This is a genomic window from Lutimaribacter marinistellae (assembly GCF_042648365.1).
Lineage (GTDB): Bacteria > Pseudomonadota > Alphaproteobacteria > Rhodobacterales > Rhodobacteraceae > Lutimaribacter_A > Lutimaribacter_A marinistellae.
Genome location: NZ_JBHRXI010000049.1, coordinates 453,257 through 476,344, shown reverse-complemented (window position 1 = coordinate 476,344; position 23,088 = coordinate 453,257). Strand labels below are relative to the sequence as shown.

Here is a 23,088-nt window from a genome sequence, read left to right as displayed (position 1 = left end):
GTTAATTCGGCGACCATATAGACGGATGCCCGGTGGTCAGGAAGCGGAAAAGCATAGAAATTGAACATGTTAGCGCAAAAGCTTTATGGTGCCGGTACCGGTTGCGCTAACGTGCCGACGCCGCCCCGTCCTGCACTTCTTCGCCAGGTGGACCTTTTCGCTGGCAGCGCAGTTGGTTGCGAGATGCACTTGCGTTGTCGACGGTCGCAGTTAACGTGCCACGCAGCGGCGCGGCCCTGATCGGTGGGAAAGAACGGAACGAAAGGAAGTTGCGATGAGCGGTTTGTTGGCCCTGCTGGACGACGTGGCGGGAATCGCCAAGGTTGCGGCGGCATCTGTCGATGACGTCGCGGCGCAGGCGCTGAAGGCCGGATCCAAGGCCGCGGGTGCAGTTATTGACGACGCAGCCGTGACACCGAAATACGTACATGGTTTCGAAGCGTCGCGCGAATTGCCGATCATCTGGCGCATCGCCAAGGGCTCTCTCAAGAACAAGCTGCTGTATCTTCTGCCAGTGGGCCTGCTGCTGGCCAATTTCGCGCCTTGGGCCATAGCGCCGCTGCTGATGCTGGGCGGGGCCTACCTGTGTTTCGAGGGCGCTGAAAAAGTGTATCACGCGCTTGTTCCGCATGACGACCACGTGGTCTTTCCCGAGGATGCGCCTGGCGATCCGGCCCATCTCGAGGAGAAGAAGGCCGCAGGCGCCATCAAGACGGATTTCATCCTCTCGGCCGAGATCATGACCATCGCGCTTGCCGCCATCCCGCCCAGCAATTTCTGGATGGAGGCGGCCACCCTTGCGCTGGTGGGTGTGATGATCACCGTTGCGGTCTATGGTTCGGTCGCGCTTATCGTGAAAGCGGATGATGTCGGGCTTTTCGCTGCACAGAACGGTCGACTTGGCGTAACCCGCACGCTGGGTCGCTGGCTGGTACGTGCGATGCCGGGCTTCATGAAACTACTGACCATCGTTGGCACCGCTGCCATGCTATGGGTCGGCGGTTCGATCATCATTCACGGGCTTGAAGAGCTTGGGTTCGGCTGGTTGGGCCATCACATCCATGACTGGGCCTATGCGGTCGGACACGCGGTTCCTGCACAATGGACCGCTGTGGTTGAATGGATCGCCAAGGCCGCGATGGACGGCGTGTTCGGGCTGGCGCTCGGTTTCCTTCTGATCCCTGTGGCCACCAAGGTGATCGGTCCGATCGTGGCGCGGTTCGGCGGGGCCGACGCCGCGCATTGAGGCGTGACGTCCGGTCAGGCTGGTTCCGGGCGCGACGATCGCTACGGTCCCGCTCGAACCATGAAACGAGGACCAGCATGACCGACCAGAGCCTTGATGACGTATTGAACGCTGCCGACCGTGAAGGGGACGGCTTGCGCTACCCCGTACCCGCGGGTTGGACGCAGGGGCGCACGGCTTATGGCGGGTTTACGGCGGCACTGCTTCTGCATGCTGCGCTTGACGGGCGTGACGGGTTGCCGCCCCTGCGCTCGGCCCTCGTCAATTTCACGGGACCTGTCAGCGAGCCACCAATCGTCCGGTCCGAAGTTCTGCGCGCGGGGCGCAATGTCACCACGGTGAATACCCGTGCCGAGATTGACGGGAAGGTCGCAGCGCAGGGCACGTTCTCCTTCGGCGCCGCGCAGGAGAGCCATGTGAGCCAGGGCTGCCCGGCGGTGCCGTCGACGCCGCCCGAGGATACGGCGCCTTTTTTCGGAGAGGCCCGGCGCGCACCGGTGGCGTTTTTCAACAATTTCGAAACAAGGCTGATCGAAGGCGCCCTTCCATTTTCGGGTGCGGAGCGGGGATACAACCGGGTTTGGGCGCGTCACAAGTCACCCGCCATGTGGGACCGGATCGAGGGGCTTCTGGCGATCGCCGACCTGTTGCCTCCGGCCGTGTTCCCGATGTTCACCAGGATCGGTCCGAACTCGTCCATGACCTGGATCTGCAACATCCTTGCGGCCCAGCCGGCAACGCGTGACGGCTGGTGGATGGTAGAGACCGACCTGACCGCCGCACAAGACGGTTATAGCAGCCAGGTCATGCGGATGTGGAACACCGACGGTGAGCTGGTGGTCGAAGGCATGCAATCGGTTGTGGTATTCGTCTGACCTGGATCGCTTGGCGGCGGATGCCCGGAAACGAGAAAGGGCGCCCCGGTCCGGACGCCCTTCATCTTTCTCTGATTGCAGGCGTCAGCCCAGCAGTGCCTTGACCTTTTCGACGACGGCATCGGCCGTGATGCCGAACCGTTCGAAGAGTTCGCCGGCCGGTGCCGACGCGCCGAAGCGATCCATCCCGATGAAGGCAGATTTTGCTTCGCGGCCACGCTCTCCCAGCAGCCAGCGGTCCCAGCCGCCGTCGCGGACGGCAGCCTCGATGCCCACGCGCACGGGTCCTGCGGGCAGGACGCGCTTGCGATAGCTTTCGTCCTGCTCGGCGAACAGTTCCATGCAGGGCATGGACACGACGCGAACGCCGATGCCCTGAGCCTCGAGCTTGGTCTTGGCGTCCATCGCTACGGCGACCTCGGACCCCGTCGCGAGCAGGATCGCCTCGCGCTTGGCAGAGGCTTCGGCCAGCACATAGGCACCCTGTGCAGAGAGGTTCTTGGTCTTGTGCTGGGTCCGCACGGTCGGCAGCCCCTGACGCGTCAGCGACAGGACCGACGGGCTGTCCTTCATCGTCAGTGCCATTTCCCAGGCCTCTGCTGTCTCGATCACGTCGGCGGGACGGAATACATAAGTGTTGGGCGTCGCGCGGCTGATGGCCAGATGCTCGACAGGCTGGTGGGTCGGTCCGTCCTCGCCCAGGCCGATGGAGTCATGCGTCATGACAAAGACCGTCGGCACCTGCATCAGTGCCGCCAGCCGCATCGCGGGACGCGCGTAATCGGTAAAGCACATGAAGGTCCCGCCATAGGGCCGGATGCCGCCATGCAATGCCATGCCGTTCATCGCCGCCGCCATGCCGTGTTCGCGGATGCCATAGTGAATGTAACGGCCCTTGCGGTTTTCGGGCAGGAATACACCGAGATCGCCAGTCTTGGTGTTGTTGGAGCCGGTCAAGTCGGCGGAGCCGCCCACCGTTTCGGTCATGATCGGGTTGACGACCTCCAGCACTTTTTCAGATGCGGCACGAGTGGCCAGCTTGGGCGCGCTTTCCGACATCTGCTTTTTCAGCGCGCGGATCGTGCTGGCCAGCTTCTTGGGGGCCTCGGCGGCATATGCGCGGGTGAACTCGTCCTGCTTGCGCCCCGAAAGCTGGGCAAAGCGCTGCTCCCACTCTTCACGTGCGGCGGCACCGCGGCTTCCGATCACTTCCCAGGCCGTTTTCACGTCGACAGGAACCTCGAACGGGCCATAGGACCAGCCATAGGCATCCTTGGCCGCCTGCAACTGCTCAGGGTCGGTCAGCGCACCGTGGCCCTTGGGCGTGTCCTGCGCCGCGTGACCCAGAGCGATATGCGTTTCGCAGGCGATCATCGTCGGCTTGGACGATTTCTTGGCAGCGGTGATGGCGTCGTCGATAGCCTTGGGATCGTGACCGTCGATCTCGATCACGTTCCATCCCGAGGCGCGGAAGCGCTGCGGCTGGTCTGTGCGGTCGGCAATGTCGACCGTGCCGTCGATGGTGATGTTGTTGTTGTCCCAGAACACGATCAGCTTGGACAGCTCGTGCCGACCGGCGAGGCTTATCGCCTCTTGGCTGACGCCTTCCATCAGGCATCCGTCACCGGCGATGACATAGGTGTAATGGTCGACCACCTTCTTGCCGTAATGGGCGCGCTGGATCTCTTCGGCCATGGCGAAACCCACGGCATTGGAAATCCCCTGGCCGAGAGGGCCTGTCGTGGTCTCGATCGCGGTTGCGAGGAAGTTTTCAGGGTGACCCGCCGTGCGCGCGCCCATCTGGCGGAAATTCTTGATTTCCTCGAGGGTGATCTGCTCGTCGCCGGTCAGGTAGAGCAGGGAGTAAAGCAGCATCGAGCCATGGCCCGCCGACAGGATGAACCGGTCACGGTCTGGCCAGCTGGGGTTCTTTGCATCGAATTTGAGATGCTTTTCAAAGAGCACGGTCGCCACGTCGGCCATGCCCATCGGCATGCCGGAATGGCCGGAATTAGCAGCGGCGATGGCGTCGAGTGTGAGGGCGCGAATGGCCGAGGCCTTGGCCCAATGGTCGGGGTTTGCAGTGCGCAGCGCGGTCAGGTCCACGGGGCTTCATCCTTTGGTTCTCGGGCGGTTTGGCGGGTCAATACCATCCAAGCCCCAAAGTGCAAGTGGAACCGGGCGGCACGTCTTTTCCCACGTCAAGCACGCGCGCCAAGCCCTTGAAACGCAACAGGGGGGTATTTTCCGCGTCGTTTGGGTAGACTAAGCCTGTCCGGTCCCAATTCCGATTCGGATGAGGGCATCAAAAGACCCGACGAAACGAGAACCTGTTTCAGACAAGGCGAGGGGCGATGAGCGAGATCGAGGAACTTCAGCGGCGTATCACGGCTGCGATGGAACGTATCGGGGCCGGGGTCACGAGCCTTTCCGAACGGCCCGTTGCGGTCGAAGTGGCCGAGCCCACCACCGAAGAGGGGGAGGACGGCCCCGGCGCCGCGGCGCTGGCCGAGGCACTGGACGAAGAGAAGATGGCCAATGCCCAGCTCGAAGAGCGTTTGAAGACGCTCAAAGCGCGGCATGCCGAAGAGATCGAAGAACTCAAGGGCCAGTCCGACGGCGAAACTGTCGAGGCACTGCAAGTCGAACGCGATGCGCTGAAGGCCCAGCTGGAAGACACTGCAGAGCTGGACGCGTTGAAAGCTGAATTGGCGGATCTTTCGGAAAAACTGCTCGAAGCCGAAACGGCGAGGGCACGGTTGTCCGAGGAAATCGAGACGCTGCAACAGAATGACCAGACCACGATGCTCACCGCCGAGATCGACGCACTGAAAGCGCAGATCGAAGCGACGGAAGATCCCGCGCCCCTGCGCTCGGAGATCGAGCGGCTGACGGCGCTGGCCGCCGAGGCGGAACAGGTCGAAAGCCTGCGCGCGGAAAATGCCGCGCTCAAGGGTGAGCTGGCCGAGAGTGAACGGTTGTCCGAGCTTTCGGCGGAACTGGATATGCTGCGTGCCGAGCGTGTCAGCCACGGCGAGGCGATGGGACGGCTTGACGGCGATCTGCAACGGCTTCGGAAGTCGAACGAACAAATGACCAAGGCGCTGGCCGAGATGCGCGAGACGGCTCAGGACCAGCTTGGCGATCCGGCGCTGCTGAACAGCGCCATGCTGGCCGAGCTGGAGGCGCTGCGTGCCGCGCGCGCGACCGACGCGGCCGAGGCGCATGCGGTGCTTAGCCGTTTGGGGCCGCTTCTGGCGCAGGCAAACCTGACTGAGGGAGAAGACGAATAATGCCCGAGGTGACAATACATATCGGTGGCCGAGCATTCGAGGTGTCCTGCCAGGAAGGCGAGGAATCCTACCTGCAATCGGCGGCCAAGATGCTCGATGATGAGGCGCAGGTTCTCTCTGACCAGATCGGTCGCATGCCCGAGGGGCGGATGCTGTTGATGGCGGGGCTGATGCTTGCCGACAAGACCGCCGCTGTCGAGGACAAGATCCGCGAGGTCGAGGCGCGGCTGTCAGAGCGCGAGGAAGAGCTTGAAGCGCTGCGCAATGCGCCTGCGCCCGAACCCGAGCGGGTAGAGGTCGCAGTGGTGCCGCCGTCGGTCACCGAAACCTTGGCCGAGTTGGCGGCCCGCGCCGAGGCGCTGGCCGAACAGGTCGAGGAAAAGGCGCAGGGCTAGGCGCTATTCCGCGGCCCGCATCGCCGATTGCGCGCAGAAGCAGGACGCGGCCACGCGTCTATCTGCACGGGCAAGCGCCAGATCAAGCCGCTGCCTGATCAACGGCGCCTCTGCCGCGTCCCCGCGTGCCTCAAGGCAGTCGTGCAAGCCTTTGAGGCTCCAGACATTGTCGGGATGAACACAGGCGCGCGGCAGGTCTCCGCCGAGGCCCAGATCCTCGCGGTAGATCGCTTCGGCCTCGTCGATCCGGCCCTGTTCGAAAAGCAATGCACCAAGCGCATGCCTTGCCGGCTGCATCCAGCCCCACGGCTCGTCATAGGGCAGGTGGTCATCCAATTCGACCGACCTGCGCAGATGAGCAAATGCGGTGTCGAAATTGCCTTTGCGGTACTCGATCTCGCCGCGCAGCATCTCCTTGGCGATGGCCAGCAGGTCGACCACCCGGTTGTTGTGCAAGAGCCGTGTTTCGGGAACGCGGGCGCAGGCGGCAAGAAAGGCCTGCTCTTCGGCTTCGGCTTCCGCGATGCGTCCAGTGGCCGCGTAGCCCAACGAACGTGCATACAGAACCGTGGCGGTCACCGTGCAGAACAGGGCTTGATCCTGCGGCAATTCCAGCGCGATGCACTCCTCCCATTGACCGAACCGGACAAGGATATGCGGCTCCATCGCCATGAAAGCCTCGAAATAGTCTGCCATTGGCGGGCTTTCGACACGCAGCATCTCTTCCGGCGTGGTGTCATGCAACCCGGCATTCGCGCGCAAGGCAGGTTGCATCTGGCCCATGAACAATGCGCCATAGATGACGAAATGGTAATCGTGCTGACGATAACCGGTATAGATGTTGAACGCGCCTTCGCGCTCATAATACTTGAGGTCGGCTTCGATCGCCCGCTCGTTCCAGTGGACGACGTCATGATAGTGTCCGCAGAGCACGTCGATATGGGTCGGCATGTGGACGAGGTGGCCCGCATCGGGCACGAGGGTCCGCAACCTGTCGCCAGCTTTGAGCGCCTTTTCCGGGGTCGGAGACATCTCCATCAGGTGGACGTAAAGATGTAGCAGGCCGGGATGATCCATCGCTGACGGATCCTGCGCCATCGCCTGTTCCAGAACCTCCTGCGCCTCGGTTGTCGCGGCGCCTTCGGCCGGCTGGCCTGTGGTCAAGTTCCACATTTGCCAGGGGGTGAGGTTCAGCAATGCTTCGACGTAGATCGTGCGAAGATCGAGATGGTCCGAAACCGCGGCAAAAGCCGCGCGCATCGCGTCGGCGAAATCGTGATTCCAGCCGTGCATGTCCTCGACGATCTTGCGCTGCGGGTACCGGGCGGGCAGGGCGCGGATCAGCGCCTGTTCGGCTGGGCTGCACGTGTCGGCAAGGCGCAGCGCCTCTTGCGTGGCGTCGTAGGCCAGCGCCAGCGCGTCCGCGCGGCCCTGCTCGTCGAACAACTCCCACGGCATGTTGTAGTTCGGGCCGCCAGCATAAGCGATGCCCCACTGTGCCATCGCGCAGTCCGGGTCGCTTTCTGCCGCGCGCTGAAAGCAGCGCACCGCCTCTTCGTGGTTGTAGCCGTAGGTCCAGACGAGGCCACGGTCGAACCATGTCTGTGCCTCGGACGAATTGGTGGTCACCGGGCAGCTATACTGCCCGAGGTCATAATACGCGGTCATCGGATGCCCTCCCTGTCGGTGGAATGCTACCAGATTCCGCGCGAGGGTGACAGTCAGGCGGGCAGTTGCTGCTGTTCTACCCGACCCATGTGCAGCATCAGGCCAAAGCCGAGCGTCACCATGACAAAGATACCGGCGGCCAGCGGCAGCAGTGAGCCATCGAACAGAAGCCCGACCGGCGCCGCGATGGCTGCGGCAAGAACGGTTGCCACCGCCCCTATGACCGAAGCTGCCATGCCCGCGATGTGGCCCATCGGTTCCATCGCGATCGCGTTCAGGTTGCCGAGGGTCATGCCAGCCATGAAAAAGACGGTTGCCTGCCACATCAGGAACAGCCCGAAACTGACCCCGCCAGGCAGCAGGGTGAGGCTAAGCATTGCGCCGCTGATCGCAATCTGTGCGCCGAGGGTCCAGGTCACCATGCGCCGCATTCCAAGCCGCACCACCAGCGCTGCATTGAGAAGGCTGGCTGACCCCGAGATGATGGCGATCAGGCCGAACCACGCCGGAAAACTCTCGGCCCGATCATAGATCACGTCATAGATCGGCTGCACCATCGTGAGCATGGTAAACAGAACCCCCATGCACAGCGTCTGAACCAGGATCGAAAGGCGCACGGTGGGATGCGCAAACATCTCGCGCAGGGCCGCCAGCAACAGCGGCAGGCGGAACGGACGCCGGTTTTCCGGCGGCAGGGATTCAGGCAGGCGCAGCCCCATCCAGACCACGGTAAGAAGCGAGAAGAGGATGAAGGCCGCAAAGATCCCGCGCCAGTCTGTCAAGGCGATGATGCCCGCACCCATCAAGGGCGCGATTGCTGGAACAAGGGTGAAGATCATCATCGCGATCGACACGATCCGCGCCATCTGGCGGCCGGCATAGAGGTCGCGCACAACCGCCATCGCCACGACGCGCGGTCCGGCAGCGCCAAGGCCCTGCGCCACGCGTGCGGCCAGCACCAGTTCCAGCGAGGAGCTTGCCCAGGCAACGACCGACGCCGCGATGTAAACGAATGCACCGCCATAGATAACAGGCTTGCGCCCGAACGTGTCCGACAGCGGGCCGGTGAAGAACGTACCCAGCCCCATGCCAAGAACGAAAGAGGTCAGGATCAGCTGCGCCCGGTTGATGTCATCGGGGCTGAGTTCCGAGCCGATCTCGGGCAGGGCAGGCAGCATCGCGTCGATGGAAAACGCGATGGTTGCGAACATCATCGCCGTGAGGGCGATGAATTCGGGGCGGGACATTCGGTTTTCCATGGAGGGCTCCTTACCGGATTGCGCTATCACGCAGGGCCGGGCGGAACCAGTCGCAAATTCGCACAGAAATCTGTGCTATTCTGCCGAGTTGCCCTCAATTTGAGACATGATCTCGCGGATCACCTTCTCCCACAATTCGGGTTGTTGCGCCCCCGGAACGGCATGCTGGTTGGCGACGATGAAGGTCGGAACCGATGTCACGCCCATCTTTCGCGAATGCGCGTCGCGGTCAGCTATCGCGTCGCGGTCGGCATCCGAGGCCAGCAGTTTCAGAACGACCGCTGCATCCATGCCGATGGCGTCGGCGATGTCGGCCAGCACCTCGTGATTACCGATATCGCGCCCCTCGACAAAGTAAGCCTCGAACAATGCGTCGACAGCCTCGGTCTGCTTGCCCTCGATGCCGGCCCAGTGGATCAGGCGATGCGCGTCAAGCGTGTTGGGCGTGCGTTCCATCCGGTCGAATGCAATGGACAGCCCAGCCTTTTCAGCATGTTCCACGATGGGTGCATAAGCGCGTGCCGCACCTTCCCGCCCGCCGAACTTCGCCTCGAGATAGGCCCGACGGTCCATGCCGTCCGCAGGCATGTCGGGGTTGAGCTGGAACGGATGCCATTCGATCGAAAACGGGTGATCCGGGATCGAAGCAAGCGCCGTGTCCAGATGTGTCTTGCCGATGTAGCACCACGGGCAGATCGGGTCAGACAGGATATCGAGCTTGACGGTCTGGGTCATGCGGTCGCCTCGAAATAGGCCGGCAGCGCCCGGCGCAGGAGTTTTCCGTTCCCACCCGTCGGCAGGGCAGGCAGGTGTATGAAGGCGCGCGGTTGCTTGTAGCGCGCGAGGTTCGCGCCGACATAGGCACGCAGGCCGTCTTCGTCCAGTTTTTCCGGCCCGGTATAGAAGGCGGCGATCACGAAAGTGTCGGTCTTGACCTCGACCGAGGCCACGCCTGCTTGTGAGATTCCCGGATAGCGGGCCAGCACCTCTTCGACCTCGACGGGTGATACGCGGAACCCGCCCGCGTTCATCATGTCGTCGTCGCGGCCCAGAAAAGTGATCTCGCCATCCACGGCCATCGCACCCTGGTCGCCGGTCAGGAACCAGTCGCCCTGCATCCGTGCCTCGGCCTCTTCGGGCGCGTTGAGGTAGGTCAGCATCAGGCCGGGGTCGGACCGGTGGATCGCGATAGTGCCCTCGGCGCCCTGCGGCACCGGGCCATCCGTGCCGATGATCGCGACGCGGCGCCCCGGTTGCGGTCGGCCCAACGCCTCTCCCCGCGCCGGGTGGGCCGGGCTGGAGGATATGAAGGTGGAGCATTCCGACATCCCGTAGGCCTCGTAAAGCTCGGTGCCGGTGCGCGCCACCCAGTTTTCGTGCAGCGAACGCGACAGTTTCTCGCCTGCGCTCAATCCATGGCGCAGGTCAGACAAATGCAGGCTGTCTGCGCGGGCAAGCATCTGGCGATACACACCAGGCGCTGCTGCGAAGATGGTGGCGCGATGCTCGCGTAGCAGGTCGGCAAGCCGGGCCGGATCGGTGCCCGGTTGCGGGACAAGCGCGGTCGCACCGATGGTCCAGGGATCCATCAGCCCCGTGCCCAGCGTATAGGTCCAGTTGAAGGCGCCGGCATGGCACAGCCGGTCCTCGCCGGTCAGCCCGTACCAGCCATCGACCATCATCTGCCGTGCCCAGATCGCCCTGTGGGCATGCGCGACGGCGCGCTGTTTGCCCGACGTGCCCGAGGTATAGACGACATAGGCCATTCGCTCGGGATCGCCCATCGCATAGGTGGCAGGCGGCAAAGTACGCATGGCCGAAAGTTCCTCGAGGCTGATCTGCCGGGGATGGTCGGCACAGGCCACGGCCGGGTCGCGCAGCACCGCGGCGGGCGAAAGCTCGGCGATGATCCTGGCGGTTTCAGGCTCGGTCAGCTGGGATGAGGTCGGCACCGGCACGAGGCCTGCCGCTATTGCGCCGAGATAGGCAATGGGAAACTCCACCGAGTTGCCCAACCGCATCAAAACGATCTGCCCGGGGACAAGTCCAATCTTCAGCAAACCGGTCGCGGTGCCGAGGATCGCCTCCTCGAGGGCAGCATAGGTCCAGTCCTGTACGCCATCGCGACCCAGAACTGACAGCGCGATCTTGTCGCCGCGGTCGCGTGCGTGGCGCATCACATGGGCCGCAAGGTTGAAGGGCGCGGGGCAGGGCGTTGGCGGCCCCTGATCGAATACGGATATCATCGTGTTTGGCTAGCGCGCGCCGCTCTGCGTTGCAAGCGCCGCGGGCGCACCCTATAGACACTGGTCATGAGCGACAGAGACCCCAGATCCATCATCCGCGTTGCCCGTGACAGCGGTGCGGAAATCGAGGCCGAGCCCCTCGACCTTGGCGCGCGCGTGCGCGAGCTGCGCAAGGCGCGCGACTGGACCCTGGAACAGGCCGCCAGCCAGGCCGGGCTCGCACGCTCGACGCTGAGCAAGATCGAGAACGGGCAGATGTCGCCCACCTATGATGCACTCAAGAAACTGGCCGTCGGTTTGCAGATCTCGGTGCCCCAGCTGTTCACGCCGCCGCAGAAGGACCAGATCAACGGCCGGCTCTCGGTCACGAAATCGGGCGAGGGTACGGCGCATGCGACCGCCACGTATGAACACGAGTTGCTTGCCGAAACGCTGAGCAAGAAGCGGATGCTTCCCTATCGCGCCCGCGTACGTGCGCGGTCCATGGAAGAGTTCGACGGTTGGGTGCGCCATGACGGTGAAGAGTTCCTGTACGTCCTCACCGGCGTCATCACGCTCTATACCGAGTTCTACGAACCGATCGAGATGCGCCGCGGCGACAGCGCCTATTACGATGGCACCATGGGGCATAATGTCGTGTCGGTCAGCCCCGAGGATGCCACGATCCTCTGGGTGACCTCTTTGGTCTGACGACTAGTCTTCCTCGTACCACCAGACATCGGGCATGTATTGCGGCCCATCGCCATAGATCGGCAGCGTTTCGGGAAACTTCAGTTCCTTGGCATGTGCGATCCTGCCGACATCGAAATTCCAGATCGGTATCACGTAGCGCCCCGCCGTCAGCACCCGGTCGAGCGCACGGGTCGCCGCAATGAACTCGTCGCGATCCTCGGTCGTCAGCATCGCGTCGATTAGCGCATCCGCCGCCGGTTGCGCCATACCCATGAGGTTGCGCGTCCCCGGTGCATCCGCGACCTCGCTTCCCCAATAGAGCCGCTGCTCGTTGCCCGGAGAGAGCGAAAGCGCCCTGCGAAAAGGCGTCATGTCGAAATCAAGCTCGGCCAGCCGTCCGGTATATTGCGCATCGTCGACCTTCTCGATCCCGGTGGTGATACCCAAACGGTCCAGCGCCCGGGAATATATCTCCATGACGGTCTGCATGTCGGTATCGCCCTGTCGCAGCAGGACGGTGAAGCGAAACGGCTCCCCCTTGGCGTTGCGCAGCTCTCCCGCCTCTACCTGCCATCCGGCCTCGGCCAGCAGGGCAGTGGCACGGCGCAGGTTGGACCGGTTGCGCGCGGTTCCATCGCTTTGCGGCAGGGCGTACCCCTCCAGCGCTCCGGGCGGCAGCGTGTCGGCATAAGGCGTGAGGTATTCGAGCACACGCCCTTCGGCCGGTCCCGGACGCATCGCCAGCTCCGAGCCCGAGAAATACGATGTGATGCGCGGCTGCGCCCCGCCCGTGACCGTGTCGTTGATGAATTCGAAGTTGAAGGCCAGCAGCATCGCCTCGCGTACGCGCCAGTCGTCGAACGGCGCGCGGCGCGTGTTCATCACGAAGCCCGTCATGCCTGATGGTTTGGCATGCGGAATTTCGGTTTTGATGACATCGCCCCGTGTCACTGCTGGAAAGTCATACTGAGTAACCCATTTCTCGGCGTTGAACTCGCGGATCGCGGTCAACTCGCCTGCCTTGAAAGCTTCGAACAGGACCGTCTGATCGCCGTAGAACTCGATGCGGATTTCGTCGAAATTCATCGTTCCGCGCCGAAAGGGGATATCATCGCCCCAGTAGTCCGGATTGCGTGTCAGCGTCACGAAACGACCCGCCTCGTAATCCGTGACGACATATGGCCCGCTGCCCATGGGAATCTCGGACAGGGGGGCGTTGGCGAAATCCTTGCCTTCCCACTGCGCCTTGTTGAGGATCGGGCGCATCCCGGCGATCAGGGCCAGTTCGCGATCTGTCTCGGCAAAAGTGATCCGCAGGCTGCGCGGGCCGGTCTGCTCGATGGCATCGATCTGGCCCCACAATCCGCGATAGCGCAGATGCCCCTCGGTCCCCAGCATCTCGTAGGACCAGATGACATCCTCCACCGTAACCGGGCTGCCATCGGAGAATCGGGCCTCTTCCCGCAGGGTGAATTCGACCCAGGACCGGTCCGGCGCGGCCTCGACCGATTCGGCCAAAAGACCGTAAAGCGAGAAGGGTTCGTCCCAGGAACGGCCCATAAGGCTCTCATGAGACAGAAATCTCAACTGCCAGGGGTGCGTGCCTTTTTGTGTGAACGGGTTCAGGCTGTCGAAACCTCCGGTGTTTCCGAACACCACGCGCCCGCCTTTCGGCGCGTCCGGGTTGGCATAGGGCAAGGACACAAAATCCGGTGGCAAGGCCGGGTTGCCATACATAGCTATGCCATGCGCTGATTCTCCCTGCGCCGACAAAGGAGCGGAAATCAGCGCAGCGACGGCGAAAACGGGTCGAAGATAGCGGAAAAAATCGGGTCGCACTTTGGCAACAATCCTGCTCTGGCCTTGTTTTGTTGGGTCCGATGGCTATCACGGATCGAAGTCTTTTCAAACTTTTAGCTTGGACGACGCAAGGGAATTGCGTATAAAGGATGCACTGCTCGATAGGTTTCTTGCCTGTATGAAACCTGCCTCAATAACTTAACGCCCGCCTCGTGCGGGCGTTTTTTTTGGTGCGCTGTATCGGGGTCGTCCGCAAGCGCTGGCATCAGTGGATCGGCGGCATCCCGCCGCTTCATGTCTTGTGGACTGTTTCTTCGCGCGATGTAACGCCCAACCGCGCGCCGCATGGCGCGCGGCCCGGCCCAACGCCGAGGAGGGCGCCCGGAAAGGGCGGCCCCGCAGGGGGCGGGAGCGCTTGGATCCAAGGACGGGTTTTCGCGTTCCCTTTGCAGGTGCAGCATGTCAGGGTGGCGCCGGGTAAGCAGATTTGGAAAGGACTCTCCATGTCACTCAAGGGCAAGACCGCCGTGGTCACTGGATCGAACTCAGGTATCGGGCTGGGCGTCGCGCGGGAACTGGCGCGGGCGGGCGCCGATGTGGTGCTCAACTCCTTCACCGACCGCGAGGAAGATCACAAGCTGGCCGAAGAGATCGGGGTCGAGTTCGGCGTGAAAGCGCGCTACATCAAGGCCGACATGTCCAAGGGCGAAGAGTGCCGCGCGCTGATCGAGCAGGCCGGGGCCTGCGATATCCTCGTGAACAATGCCGGCATCCAGCATGTCGCGCCGATCGACGAGTTCCCTGCCGAAAAATACGATGCCATCATCGCGATCAATCTCAACTCGGCCTTTCATACCACCGCCGCCGCCTTGCCGATGATGCGCAAGGCTGGTTGGGGGCGGGTGATCAACATCGCCTCGGCGCATGGCCTGACCGCCTCGCCCTACAAATCCGCCTACGTGGCGGCAAAGCACGGTATCGTCGGCATGACCAAGGTCGTCGCGCTAGAAACGGCGCGAGAGCCTATCACGGCGAACACAATCTGCCCGGGCTATGTTCTGACGCCGCTGGTCGAGGCGCAGATTCCCGACACGATGGAGAAATACGACATGGGCCGCGACGAGGTGATCGAGAAAGTCATGCTCGAACGTCAGCCGTCCAAGGAATTTGCCACCGTGGAACAGCTGGGCGGGACGGCGGTGTTCCTTTGCTCGGACGCTGCGGCGCAGATAACCGGCACGTCGATCAGTGTCGATGGCGGCTGGACCGCGCTTTGACGAAACGGCCGTGGGGGCGCTGCCCCCACGACCGACGGCATTCTGCATTCTGCACGAGATGAAGGAGCGGTCGCGGTGAAACGGATCAACCTGGCGCTTCAGGGCGGCGGCGCTCATGGCGCATTTACCTGGGGCGTGCTCGAAAGGCTGCTGGACGAAGACGACATTGAGGTGGCCGGAATCACCGGCACGTCGGCTGGTGCGTTGAACGGCGCGGCGTTCAAGGCGGGCATGGTTCGCGGCGGCCGCGACGGTGCACGGGCTGAACTCGACCGCCTCTGGAGCCGGATGGGTGCGGTCGGTGACATGCGCCTGGCCAGCTGGATGCGTTGGTTCGAACCTGCGGCCGTCGCCCAGGCCATCGAATATTCGCTGCCCTTTTCCATTGCCGACAACTGGTCGCGCATGGTCTCGCCCTATGCCTACGGTCCGTTCTACCAGAACCCGCTGCGGTCCGTCGTTGACACCTTCGATTACGACACTGTCTGCGCCGATCAGGGGCCGCGCCTGTTCGTCAGCGCGACCTGTGTCCGGTCGGGCAAGATCCGCGTCTTTACCGGTGATGAAATCTCGACCGATGCGATCCTGGCCTCTGCCTGTCTGCCGAACCTCTTTCAGGCGGTTGAGATCTACGACCCCGAGACCGACAGGATGGAGGCCTATTGGGATGGCGGTTACACCGGTAACCCGGCGCTTTTCCCGCTTTTCAACGTCGGCCTGCCGGATGACGTCGTCATCGTGAACATCAACCCGCTGGTTCGGGATGAGGTGCCGCGCAGTTCCCAGCAGATCCAGAACCGGATCAACGAGATCAGTTTCAATTCCTCGCTGCTGCGCGAATTGCGGGCAATCAATTTCGTTCGCCGCCTGCTGGATACCGGCAAATTGAAACCTGGGGAGATGAGCCGCGTGTTGGTTCACATGATTGCCGATGACGACCTGATGAACTCTCTCTCGGTCGCGACCAAGCTGGTGCCGACACCGGTTGTTCTTGACCGGCTGCGTCATGCCGGACGTGCGGCAACCGACCGGTTCCTGTCCGAATTCAAGGACGACCTCGGAGAGCGCTCTACCGTCGACCTGGCCGAAATGTTCGGCTGAACGTCAAGCCTTCGGTGGCTCGCTCGGGTCCTTTTCGTTGGGATAGACAAGCCCCGCCGAGATCACCAGTTTCGCGGCATCCTCAACCGTCATGTCGAGCAGGATCACGTCCTCCTCGGGAAAGTAGAGCAGGAAGCCGGAAGTCGGGTTCGGCGTGGTCGGTACGAACACGCTAAGCAGGTTACCCCCGGTTTCGGCCTTGCGCGCGACTTCGCCCTTGCCCTGTGTCGAGACGAAGCCGATTGCCCAGATGCCGCGGCGCGGATACTGGATCAGGCAGGCCTTTTCAAAACTGCGATCGGTCTGGGCAAAGACGGTTTCCGAAATCTGCTTGATGCCGGAATAGATCGAGCGGACGACTGGCATCCGGTCCACCACGCCCTCGGCGAAGCTGATCAGCGATCGGCCGATCAGCCCCTTGGCGATCCATCCCACCATGATGGTGAACAGCAGGAAGATGATGACGCCCAGGCCACGCAGGTTTATCCCGATATACTGCTCGGGCCGGAAAGACTGCGGTATCAGCGGCAGGACAAACCCGTCGATCCAGCCCACCACTGTCCAGATCAGCCAGATGGTCAGCCCGACGGGCGCGATGACGACGAGCCCTGTCAGGAAAGACGCCCGCAAGCTGGCCAGCAGCCCGCCGCGGCGGTGAGGTTCTTCGTCGAAAGGGGTATTCATCTTCGGTCCCGGAATTCTGCCCATTTCAGTTAGGCAGTTTGGCCGTGCAGCACAATAGTATGCCGCGCCGCAGGCTTTAGCCGGTTTTCAGATTGACCAGTTCCTGTGCGATACCCGCACCCAGCCGGGCATTGTTGCGTACCAGCGCGATATTGGCGGTTAGCGACCGCCCCTCGGTTCGTTCGAATATGCGCTGCAGCAGGTAGGGTGTCACCGCCTTGCCCGCGATGCGATGGGTATCGGCGTCGGCCTGCGCCTCGGCGATGATCGGGCCAAGTTCCGCGGCCGCGATTTCATCGGCCAGCGGGATCGGGTTCGCGACAAGCTGTCCGCCCGGCAGGCCGAGCGCGCCGCGCATCGCGTGCGCGCGGGCAATGGATACGGCATCGTTCATCCGCAACGGTGCGCGATGGGACGAACGCGCCGACCAGAACGCGGGAAACGCGTCCTGCCCGTAGGCGATCACCGGCACGCCCAGCGTCTCCAGCACTTCGAGTGTCTTGGCGAGGTCCAGAATGGCCTTGGCCCCTGCGGCGACCACGGTCACGGGCGTCTGCGCCAGCTCGTGCAGGTCCGCCGAGATGTCAAAAGACGTTTCCGCCCCCTTGTGCACCCCACCGATACCGCCAGTGGCAAACACTTCGATACCGGCATAGCGCGCGGCGATCATCGTTGCGGCCACGGTCGTCGCGCCGGTCCCGCCCGTCGCAAGGCACGCTGCCATGTCCGCGCGCGACAGTTTCGCGACATGCTGCGCCGTTCCCAGCGCCTGCAGTTCCCGCGGCTCCAGTCCGACATGCAGCCGACCTTCTATCACCGCGATGGTGGCCGGTACGGCGCCAGCGTCGCGGATATCCTGCTCGACCTGGGCCGCGACCTCGACATTTTGCGGATGGGGCATGCCGTGGGTGATGATGGTACTTTCCAGCGCGACCAGCGGACGGCCGGACTCGCGGGCTTTGGCGACTTCGGCGGAATAACGGATATCGATCACAGAGGGGTTTCTCCGGAAACATAGGTTGCGGCGGCTTGCAGGGCGCGTGACAGCGCCTCCTCGTCGGGCGCGCCTTGCGCCTCGGCCGCGATATGGGCCGCCATGAAGGTATCGCCGGCACCGGTTACGCGAGTAACCAGAACGGAGGGGGGTGTCAGGGTCAGCGTGCCGTCGGCGTTCGCGACCGAGGCAGAATTGCCGCCATCGGTCACCAATGCACGCAGAGCGCCGCGTTCGACAAGCGCACGGGCGGCGCTTTCCGAACCGGTGAAGGTCCTCTGGCAGAGGATCCCGGCCTCTTCGAGATTGACGTAGAGCGTTGCCCGCGCGTGCTGAAGAAAGGGCAAGAGCCGTTCCGCTTTGCCCGGCGAGGCTGGCGCGACCCGCAGATCGGCGCGGGCAAAAGCATCGGAACGGGCAATCTCTTCGAGCAGGGCAAGCGTCAGGTTACCGTCCAGCGCCACCAGCCCCTCGAACGGTACGGCAGGCGTTCCCAGCGGCCCGTGAATCAGCGGGCGCAGGATCTTGGCACCAGCAGCTTCAAGCGAATGCGCATCGGCAATGGCGGCGATCAGCCCATTCGCGCCCTCGACGGCCATGTACCGGTCCGTCGGCAGATCGTCCGACCGATAGACGTGATCGGTCACCATTCCCAGGCGCGAACTGGCCGCAAGAAGTTCATCCCCCTCGGGGTCGCGTCCGATAGCGGTCAATAGTGTTGGTGTCATTCCAAACCGCACCAGCGTCATCGCGATGTTCATCGCAACACCGCCGGGCAGGCGTGTGATCCGGCCCGGCACGTCCGAACCCTGACGCATGTGGCTGGCGGCCCGGCCGATGATGTCCCACAGGACAGAACCGATGCACAGGATGTCGGAGGTAGTGTTCATCGCTCCCTCATGCCGCAGCCCGGATCACGGCGCAAGCCATTGGCCGCCCTCAAGGTAAGGAATCAGGGGACCGAAAAGGTCATCGCCGCCCAAAGCGATTCCCAAACCGGACCGTCGGGGTCGTGGAGCGGTCGCAGAACGACCGAGTCGAGCAGGTATTCATGCCCCCGCGCGATTGGCACAAGAGTGCGCCCCTCGGCATCGGTCGTGAGAAAGCTGACCGTCACCGTACCTTCCGCGCTGCGATCAAAGACCTCGACCTGTGCATCCGCGCGTGGGCTGCCGCGGTAAAGAAGTTGCACAGGCATACCGCCCATTACGTCGTCAGTGTAAGGATTCGCGAGCGCCACGAACTCCGTCTCCATCCCGGTGGGCGCATCCGTTCCTGCGCCATCGCCAACGGCCACCAGCGCTTTGGCGAACCGACTATAGCTTTCGGCGAATCCTTCCTGTGGAAGCCCGCGCGCGACATGCTCCGCAGCGATCGCCGCGTGCCCCTTGTGCTCGACGAAGCGCACGAACTTGTCCCAGTCGCGATAGGTAAGGGTGGTTGGTTGGGTCTCATGGACCAAAACCAACAAGCCCGCGTCAGGTGCCTTTGCCTCAAGCGCGGGAACATCGCCCATGCGGCCGGTATAGGGCGTCGCGGCGCCTCCGGTAACCATGTCGAAGCGCGCGATGCGGTTCGGGAAATACACTTGCGGTGATCCCTCGAATTTCTCGCCATTTCGTAGCTGAACCACCAGTGGCGCACCACTTTCAACTTGCCACCGCTCGGGATCAATCCAGAATTCATGGGCACCGGCACCGCCAGACAGAAGCGAGGCCGAAATAACGACGGACAGGAGACGCGTTAGCATGGGCAGCCCTTTTTCGCACATCTGGAAGAAGCTGCGCCTTGCGCTGGCGCTGTCAACCCTTTGGGCCGGGCTTGCCAATGCCCATGAGGTCACCCCGACGATCGGAGAGTTCACGGTCGAGGCCAGCGAGATCCGCCTGACCCTGCGCATGAATGTCGAGGCGTTTCTTGCCGGCATCGATCTGGACGGTCTCGAGGACACGAACGAGACTGACCAATCCGACCGATACGACGCGCTGCGCGCCATGCCCGCCGACGAGCTGGAGCCGCTGCTGGACGCCTTCACGGCACGCTGGCTGGAAGAGTTGCAACTGTCTACGGGGCAGGGGACCGAGGTGCCGTTGATCGCACGCGAGGCCGACATTCCGCCGGTCGGCAATGTCGAGCTTCCCCGGGCCTCGGTCCTTGCGTTCTCGGGCACCTTGCCAGACGGTGCACAAGCCTTGCGCTTGGCCTGGCCGGACGGGGACGGGGCGCTGGTACTGCGCCAGATGGGCGTCGAGGCACCCTATACCGGATATCTGCAAGGCGGCGAGACCAGCCCCGCCATCCCGCTGTCAGGCGGCGCAGAGACGACCGGCTGGGAGAGTTTCATCACCTATATCCCGGTGGGCTTCGACCACATCCTGCCAAAGGGTCTGGATCATATCCTGTTCGTGTTGGGACTGTTTTTTCTCAGCGCCCGGCTGCGGCCACTGGTCTGGCAGGTCAGTGCGTTCACGCTTGCGCATACGGTCACCCTTGCGCTCGGGGCTTTGGGGGTCGTCACGGTGAACGCGTCCGTGGTCGAACCGCTGATCGCCGCCTCGATTGCCTTTGTCGCACTGGAAAACGTCTTTTCGTCGCGCCTGCACGCATGGCGACCGGTGATCGTCTTCGGGTTTGGCCTTTTGCACGGGCTCGGGTTTGCCAGCGTGCTCGAAGAGTTCGGCCTGCCCGAAGGCCAGTTCGTGCCTGCGCTCATCGGCTTCAACATCGGTGTCGAGCTGGGCCAGCTTACCGTGATTGCGCTTGCCTTTCTCGCTGTCGGGTACTGGTTCCGCGACAAGCCTTGGTACCGCGCCCGGATCGCGATTCCGGCGAGCCTCGCCATTGCGGCGGTGGGCCTTTACTGGACGGTCGAACGTGTCGGTCTGATCTGATCGCGTCAGCCCATCGCGCCGGTCAGGCGCGACAGGGCTGCCAGAGGGTTGTCCGCGCTCCAGATCTCGGTGCCGATGCCAAAGAAGTCGGTATGCGGAGCAAGCGTGCGAACCACCTCTTCGGTCAGGCCGCCCTCGGCGACGACGGGGATTTCGATCATCTGGGACCACCATTCGAACAGTTCCGTTTCGGCAACGGACCCGTCACCCAGCGCACTGCCCGTGACCGGACCAAAGGCCACGTAATCGGCCCCGGCCTCGCCTGCGGTCATGCCGTCATGGCGCGACGTTCCGCAAAAGCTGCCGACGATGGCATCTGCCCCCAGTTCCTTGCGCGCGGCCCGAACCGAGCGCGAGGCATCGGACAGGTGCACACCGTCCAGCCCCAGACGCTGCGCCATGAGCAGGTGGTCGGCGATCACGATGGCCACGTCGCGGGCATGGGCCACCTCGCGCAGCGTATCGGCCGCACGCGCCACGCTGTCCTCGTTCGTCCCTGCAAGCGCCAGCCGGATACAGGCGATCTCGGCGCCGTCAAGAACCTGTGCAAGTCGATCGGGAAAGACGTCCAGATCGATGCTAGGCGGCGTGACGAGGTAGATCTGCGGCTGCTCGGGGGCGTCCATTGTGGGCTCCTGCAATAGTGGTCGCGACGGCATAACCCATCGCCTCGGCGAAGGAAACGGGGCAGGGCGCCCATCTGCGATGCCGCAAAGCGGTGTTCAGCTCTTGAGGCGCGCCGCGCGTCCACCGCGCCGCTTGGCGAGCGATGGCTTGCGCGCAGGCAGCTCCGCCATGACGGCCTGTCGCTCTTCGCTCGACATGCGCGACCAGCGGCCGATCTCGTCGATCGTGCGATAACAACCGGTGCAGATCCGTTCTGCCGGATGAACGACGCAGATCTGCACGCAGGGGCTTTCGATCTCGTCGCGTTTCCACACCATCTTTGTCATCGCGCGTGATTTCCTTACAAAAAGCGCAACCGGTCGAGCGCGCCTTGCAGAATATAGCCGGCCGCCACGTGATCAATAACCTCGCCGCGACGTTTTCGCGACGTATCCGCCTCAAGCAGTGCTTTTTCCGCCGCGACTGTGCTGAGCCTTTCATCCCAGAAGCTGATCGGGATCTCGGTCAGGCGTGACATGTTGCGCGCAAAGGCGCGGGTCGACTGGCATCGTGGACCCTCGCTGCCATCCATGTTGCGTGGCAGGCCCAACACGATGCCGCCGATTTCGCGCGCCTGCGCGATGTCCAGCAGCCGCGCCGAATCAAGCGTGAATTTCTTGCGCCGCACGGTCTCGAGCGGGCTGGCCACGCCGCGCATCCGGTCGCTGACGGCGACGCCGATCGTCTTGTCCCCAAGGTCGAGGCCCATGAGCGCGGTCATCGGGGCGAGGGCGGCAGCAAACTCGGTGAAATCGTCGTGGATCATTCGATGAGCCCGGCAGACCGCGCCGCGGCACCGATGCGCGCCAAGGCGGCGTCGTTGTCGGCAAAGCGTGTCAGCGCCTCCTGGTGGATCGCGGCGGCGCGTTCGCGCTCTCCCAGCACACCCAATGCGCCGATCAGGCGGGCCCAGTCCTCGGGCGGGCCGCCTTCGGTCGCCAACCGGTTCGAAAGGCCGTCCACCATGCCCCGGATCATCGCCTGCCGGTCTTCGGCGTTCATCTCTCCGGCAGCCTCGATATCCGCGGCAGACGGTCCGCGCGTCGATGCGGCCGATGGCGGCTCGTAATCGACGCCGGCGCGAATGGCCAGATCCTCTATCTGAGCCGCGATCGCCTGCGACCAGGGCGCGTCGGGCGGCGAGCTGCGCAATGTCTGTTCCCAGATGCGGAATGCCAAGTCGGGCCGTCCCGTCTGTGCCAGCATCGCGCCCCAGTAATAGCGCGCGGGCCCATCGCTCGGGTCACGGCGCAGTACCTCTTGCAGGGCCTGCTCGGCCTCGGGTGAGACATAACCGCCAGCGGCCATCACCATCTGTTCGGCCAACTGCGAGTAATCCGAGGCGCCGGCCTCGTCACCCAACAAGTCCAGCGCCCGGCGCTGCGCCTCATAGGCGGCCTTGTGATTTCCAAGATTGGCTTCGTGCTGGGCCAACAGGCGCTGACCCTGCAAATCTCCCGGCCGGTCGGCCACGGCCAGCCGCAGCTGTTCGATCAGGGCCGCATAATCGGCATCGACCTGTGGGTCAGGCGTGGCGGGCATCCGCTCTTCAGCAGTGGCCTGCGCAGGGCGAGACTCGCGGATATCTTCGGCCGTCTCGATACGCAGAGAAAGCGGCAAGTCGCCATATCCAGGTGCACCGAGCCGTGTGTAAAGCGCCATGCCACCGCCGACCACTGCAACCGCGGCAAGGGCAGCGGCGATCACGGTCGGTCCGCGCGACTGGGCCGCATTTGATCCTTCTTCGTTCAGCTTGGCGTCAGCTGCGAGGATGCGGCGCGAAATCTCGGTCCGGATGCGTTCGGCATCCTCCTCGGCGATCACCCCGCGCGCCAGATCGCGGTCGACGCCGGCAAGCTGGTCGCGATAAACCTGCATGTCATAGGCCGCGGCCGGCGCCGCATCGCGCCGTCCGCGCATCAGGGCCAGCGCCAGCAGTGCAGCGACAGACAGCGCCAACAGCGTCACGATTATCCAGAAGACCATGTCCACTCCCAAAACCTCCTTTCATCTAGCGATGC

At 63.4% G+C, this 23,088-nt stretch carries 22 protein-coding genes; 8 read left to right on the top strand and 14 right to left on the bottom strand.

Annotated elements, in window-relative coordinates; genetic code table 11:
• The first annotated feature begins 274 nt into the window (after positions 1-274).
• Together ACFORG_RS23600 and ACFORG_RS23595 are read left to right on the top strand one after the other, a co-directional pair.
• Entirely contained in the window at positions 275-1,246 is a 972-nt protein-coding gene (locus tag ACFORG_RS23600; RefSeq protein WP_386738060.1) for a DUF808 domain-containing protein, read from the top strand.
• Positions 1,247-1,323: 77 nt separating this feature from the next.
• The gene (locus ACFORG_RS23595; protein ID WP_386738059.1) at positions 1,324-2,121 is read left to right on the top strand and encodes an acyl-CoA thioesterase; all 798 of its coding nucleotides are present in this window, start codon (positions 1,324-1,326) and stop codon (positions 2,119-2,121) included.
• A gap of 84 nt (positions 2,122-2,205) precedes the next feature.
• Here the strand turns inward: ACFORG_RS23595 and tkt are convergent, their stop codons facing one another.
• Positions 2,206-4,227 (bottom strand): transketolase, encoded by a 2,022-nt coding sequence (tkt, locus tag ACFORG_RS23590; protein ID WP_386738058.1) that lies wholly within the window; start codon positions 4,225-4,227, stop codon positions 2,206-2,208.
• 248 nt (positions 4,228-4,475) lie between these two features.
• Between tkt and ACFORG_RS23585 the strand changes: the two genes are divergently transcribed.
• The gene (locus tag ACFORG_RS23585; RefSeq protein ID WP_386738057.1) at positions 4,476-5,414 is read left to right on the top strand and encodes a hypothetical protein; all 939 of its coding nucleotides are present in this window, start codon (positions 4,476-4,478) and stop codon (positions 5,412-5,414) included.
• Positions 5,414-5,809 carry a cell division protein ZapA gene (locus tag ACFORG_RS23580; RefSeq protein WP_386738056.1) on the top strand — a complete coding sequence of 132 codons (396 nt, stop codon included), beginning with the start codon at positions 5,414-5,416 and terminating at the stop codon, positions 5,807-5,809. Before ACFORG_RS23585 ends, ACFORG_RS23580 begins: the two co-directional genes overlap by 1 nt.
• A gap of 3 nt (positions 5,810-5,812) precedes the next feature.
• Here ACFORG_RS23580 and ACFORG_RS23575 read toward each other — a convergent pair whose 3' ends face one another.
• From ACFORG_RS23575 to ACFORG_RS23560, 4 genes are all read right to left on the bottom strand, one after another.
• Positions 5,813-7,477, bottom strand: coding sequence for a tetratricopeptide repeat protein (locus ACFORG_RS23575; protein ID WP_386738055.1), 1,665 nt, complete (start codon positions 7,475-7,477; stop codon positions 5,813-5,815).
• Between the two features lie 53 nt (positions 7,478-7,530).
• Positions 7,531-8,736 (bottom strand): multidrug effflux MFS transporter, encoded by a 1,206-nt coding sequence (locus ACFORG_RS23570; protein ID WP_386738054.1) that lies wholly within the window; start codon positions 8,734-8,736, stop codon positions 7,531-7,533.
• A gap of 75 nt (positions 8,737-8,811) precedes the next feature.
• Positions 8,812-9,471, bottom strand: a complete 660-nt coding sequence (locus ACFORG_RS23565) for a DsbA family oxidoreductase (RefSeq protein WP_386738053.1) — start codon at positions 9,469-9,471, stop codon at positions 8,812-8,814.
• A complete protein-coding gene (locus tag ACFORG_RS23560; protein ID WP_386738052.1) occupies positions 9,468-10,982 on the bottom strand; it encodes a class I adenylate-forming enzyme family protein in 1,515 nt (504 codons plus the stop codon). Before ACFORG_RS23560 ends, ACFORG_RS23565 begins: the two co-directional genes overlap by 4 nt.
• A 66-nt stretch (positions 10,983-11,048) precedes the next feature.
• Between ACFORG_RS23560 and ACFORG_RS23555 the strand changes: the two genes are divergently transcribed.
• A complete protein-coding gene (locus ACFORG_RS23555; RefSeq protein ID WP_386738051.1) occupies positions 11,049-11,672 on the top strand; it encodes a helix-turn-helix domain-containing protein in 624 nt (207 codons plus the stop codon).
• 3 nt (positions 11,673-11,675) lie between these two features.
• On the opposite strand, the gene ACFORG_RS23550 is transcribed toward ACFORG_RS23555, so the two are convergent.
• Positions 11,676-13,493 carry an extracellular solute-binding protein gene (locus tag ACFORG_RS23550; RefSeq protein ID WP_386738050.1) on the bottom strand — a complete coding sequence of 606 codons (1,818 nt, stop codon included), beginning with the start codon at positions 13,491-13,493 and terminating at the stop codon, positions 11,676-11,678.
• Positions 13,494-13,957: 464 nt separating this feature from the next.
• Between ACFORG_RS23550 and ACFORG_RS23545 the strand changes: the two genes are divergently transcribed.
• Complete coding sequence (locus ACFORG_RS23545) at positions 13,958-14,731, top strand: 3-hydroxybutyrate dehydrogenase (protein WP_386738049.1); 774 nt, start codon at positions 13,958-13,960, stop codon at positions 14,729-14,731.
• 75 nt (positions 14,732-14,806) lie between these two features.
• Positions 14,807-15,832, top strand: a complete 1,026-nt coding sequence (locus ACFORG_RS23540) for a patatin-like phospholipase family protein (protein ID WP_386738048.1) — start codon at positions 14,807-14,809, stop codon at positions 15,830-15,832.
• Between the two features lie 3 nt (positions 15,833-15,835).
• Here the strand turns inward: ACFORG_RS23540 and ACFORG_RS23535 are convergent, their stop codons facing one another.
• The 4 genes from ACFORG_RS23535 to ACFORG_RS23520 all read right to left on the bottom strand — a co-directional run bounded on the left by ACFORG_RS23535 (position 15,836) and on the right by ACFORG_RS23520 (position 19,260).
• On the bottom strand, positions 15,836-16,516 hold the full coding sequence (locus ACFORG_RS23535) for a DUF502 domain-containing protein (protein ID WP_386738047.1): 681 nt from the start codon (positions 16,514-16,516) through the stop codon (positions 15,836-15,838).
• 76 nt (positions 16,517-16,592) lie between these two features.
• On the bottom strand, positions 16,593-17,510 hold the full coding sequence (locus ACFORG_RS23530) for a pseudouridine-5'-phosphate glycosidase (RefSeq protein WP_386738046.1): 918 nt from the start codon (positions 17,508-17,510) through the stop codon (positions 16,593-16,595).
• Positions 17,507-18,400 carry a PfkB family carbohydrate kinase gene (locus ACFORG_RS23525; RefSeq protein WP_386738045.1) on the bottom strand — a complete coding sequence of 298 codons (894 nt, stop codon included), beginning with the start codon at positions 18,398-18,400 and terminating at the stop codon, positions 17,507-17,509. The genes ACFORG_RS23530 and ACFORG_RS23525 overlap by 4 nt, the downstream gene beginning before the upstream one ends.
• 62 nt (positions 18,401-18,462) lie before the next feature.
• Positions 18,463-19,260: a DUF4198 domain-containing protein gene (locus ACFORG_RS23520; protein WP_386738044.1), complete on the bottom strand. Its 798-nt coding sequence runs from the start codon at positions 19,258-19,260 to the stop codon at positions 18,463-18,465.
• Here ACFORG_RS23520 and ACFORG_RS23515 point away from each other — a divergent pair.
• Positions 19,259-20,401 (top strand): HupE/UreJ family protein, encoded by a 1,143-nt coding sequence (locus tag ACFORG_RS23515; RefSeq protein WP_386738043.1) that lies wholly within the window; start codon positions 19,259-19,261, stop codon positions 20,399-20,401. The two genes, ACFORG_RS23520 and ACFORG_RS23515, sit on opposite strands and share 2 nt — an antisense overlap.
• Positions 20,402-20,406: 5 nt before the next feature.
• Here the strand turns inward: ACFORG_RS23515 and ACFORG_RS23510 are convergent, their stop codons facing one another.
• From ACFORG_RS23510 to ccmI, 4 genes are all read right to left on the bottom strand, one after another.
• Positions 20,407-21,027 carry a thiamine phosphate synthase gene (locus ACFORG_RS23510; protein WP_386738042.1) on the bottom strand — a complete coding sequence of 207 codons (621 nt, stop codon included), beginning with the start codon at positions 21,025-21,027 and terminating at the stop codon, positions 20,407-20,409.
• A 96-nt stretch (positions 21,028-21,123) separates the two neighbouring features.
• Positions 21,124-21,354, bottom strand: a complete 231-nt coding sequence (locus ACFORG_RS23505) for a DUF1289 domain-containing protein (protein WP_386738041.1) — start codon at positions 21,352-21,354, stop codon at positions 21,124-21,126.
• A 14-nt stretch (positions 21,355-21,368) separates the two neighbouring features.
• On the bottom strand, positions 21,369-21,833 hold the full coding sequence (gene ruvX / locus ACFORG_RS23500) for a Holliday junction resolvase RuvX (protein ID WP_386738039.1): 465 nt from the start codon (positions 21,831-21,833) through the stop codon (positions 21,369-21,371).
• Positions 21,830-23,053, bottom strand: coding sequence for a c-type cytochrome biogenesis protein CcmI (gene ccmI, locus ACFORG_RS23495; RefSeq protein WP_386738038.1), 1,224 nt, complete (start codon positions 23,051-23,053; stop codon positions 21,830-21,832). Before ccmI ends, ruvX begins: the two co-directional genes overlap by 4 nt.
• Between the last annotated feature and the right edge of the window lie 35 nt (positions 23,054-23,088).

Bases quoted from the DNA above. Each gene is read 5' to 3' on its own strand.
- ACFORG_RS23515 (WP_386738043.1), top strand. From the start codon at position 19,259: ATGGGCAGCCCTTTTTCGCACATCTGGAAGAAGCTGCGCCTTGCGCTG.
- ACFORG_RS23525 (WP_386738045.1), bottom strand. From the start codon at position 18,400: ATGAACACTACCTCCGACATCCTGTGCATCGGTTCTGTCCTGTGGGAC.
- ACFORG_RS23535 (WP_386738047.1), bottom strand. From the start codon at position 16,516: ATGAATACCCCTTTCGACGAAGAACCTCACCGCCGCGGCGGGCTGCTG.
- ccmI (WP_386738038.1), bottom strand. From the start codon at position 23,053: ATGGTCTTCTGGATAATCGTGACGCTGTTGGCGCTGTCTGTCGCTGCA.
- ACFORG_RS23520 (WP_386738044.1), bottom strand. From the start codon at position 19,260: ATGCTAACGCGTCTCCTGTCCGTCGTTATTTCGGCCTCGCTTCTGTCT.
- ACFORG_RS23510 (WP_386738042.1), bottom strand. From the start codon at position 21,027: ATGGACGCCCCCGAGCAGCCGCAGATCTACCTCGTCACGCCGCCTAGC.
- ACFORG_RS23575 (WP_386738055.1), bottom strand. From the start codon at position 7,477: ATGACCGCGTATTATGACCTCGGGCAGTATAGCTGCCCGGTGACCACC.
- ACFORG_RS23600 (WP_386738060.1), top strand. From the start codon at position 275: ATGAGCGGTTTGTTGGCCCTGCTGGACGACGTGGCGGGAATCGCCAAG.
- ACFORG_RS23580 (WP_386738056.1), top strand. From the start codon at position 5,414: ATGCCCGAGGTGACAATACATATCGGTGGCCGAGCATTCGAGGTGTCC.
- ACFORG_RS23505 (WP_386738041.1), bottom strand. From the start codon at position 21,354: ATGACAAAGATGGTGTGGAAACGCGACGAGATCGAAAGCCCCTGCGTG.
- ACFORG_RS23555 (WP_386738051.1), top strand. From the start codon at position 11,049: ATGAGCGACAGAGACCCCAGATCCATCATCCGCGTTGCCCGTGACAGC.
- ACFORG_RS23560 (WP_386738052.1), bottom strand. From the start codon at position 10,982: ATGATATCCGTATTCGATCAGGGGCCGCCAACGCCCTGCCCCGCGCCC.
- ruvX (WP_386738039.1), bottom strand. From the start codon at position 21,833: ATGATCCACGACGATTTCACCGAGTTTGCTGCCGCCCTCGCCCCGATG.
- ACFORG_RS23585 (WP_386738057.1), top strand. From the start codon at position 4,476: ATGAGCGAGATCGAGGAACTTCAGCGGCGTATCACGGCTGCGATGGAA.
- ACFORG_RS23545 (WP_386738049.1), top strand. From the start codon at position 13,958: ATGTCACTCAAGGGCAAGACCGCCGTGGTCACTGGATCGAACTCAGGT.
- ACFORG_RS23570 (WP_386738054.1), bottom strand. From the start codon at position 8,736: ATGGAAAACCGAATGTCCCGCCCCGAATTCATCGCCCTCACGGCGATG.
- ACFORG_RS23595 (WP_386738059.1), top strand. From the start codon at position 1,324: ATGACCGACCAGAGCCTTGATGACGTATTGAACGCTGCCGACCGTGAA.
- ACFORG_RS23565 (WP_386738053.1), bottom strand. From the start codon at position 9,471: ATGACCCAGACCGTCAAGCTCGATATCCTGTCTGACCCGATCTGCCCG.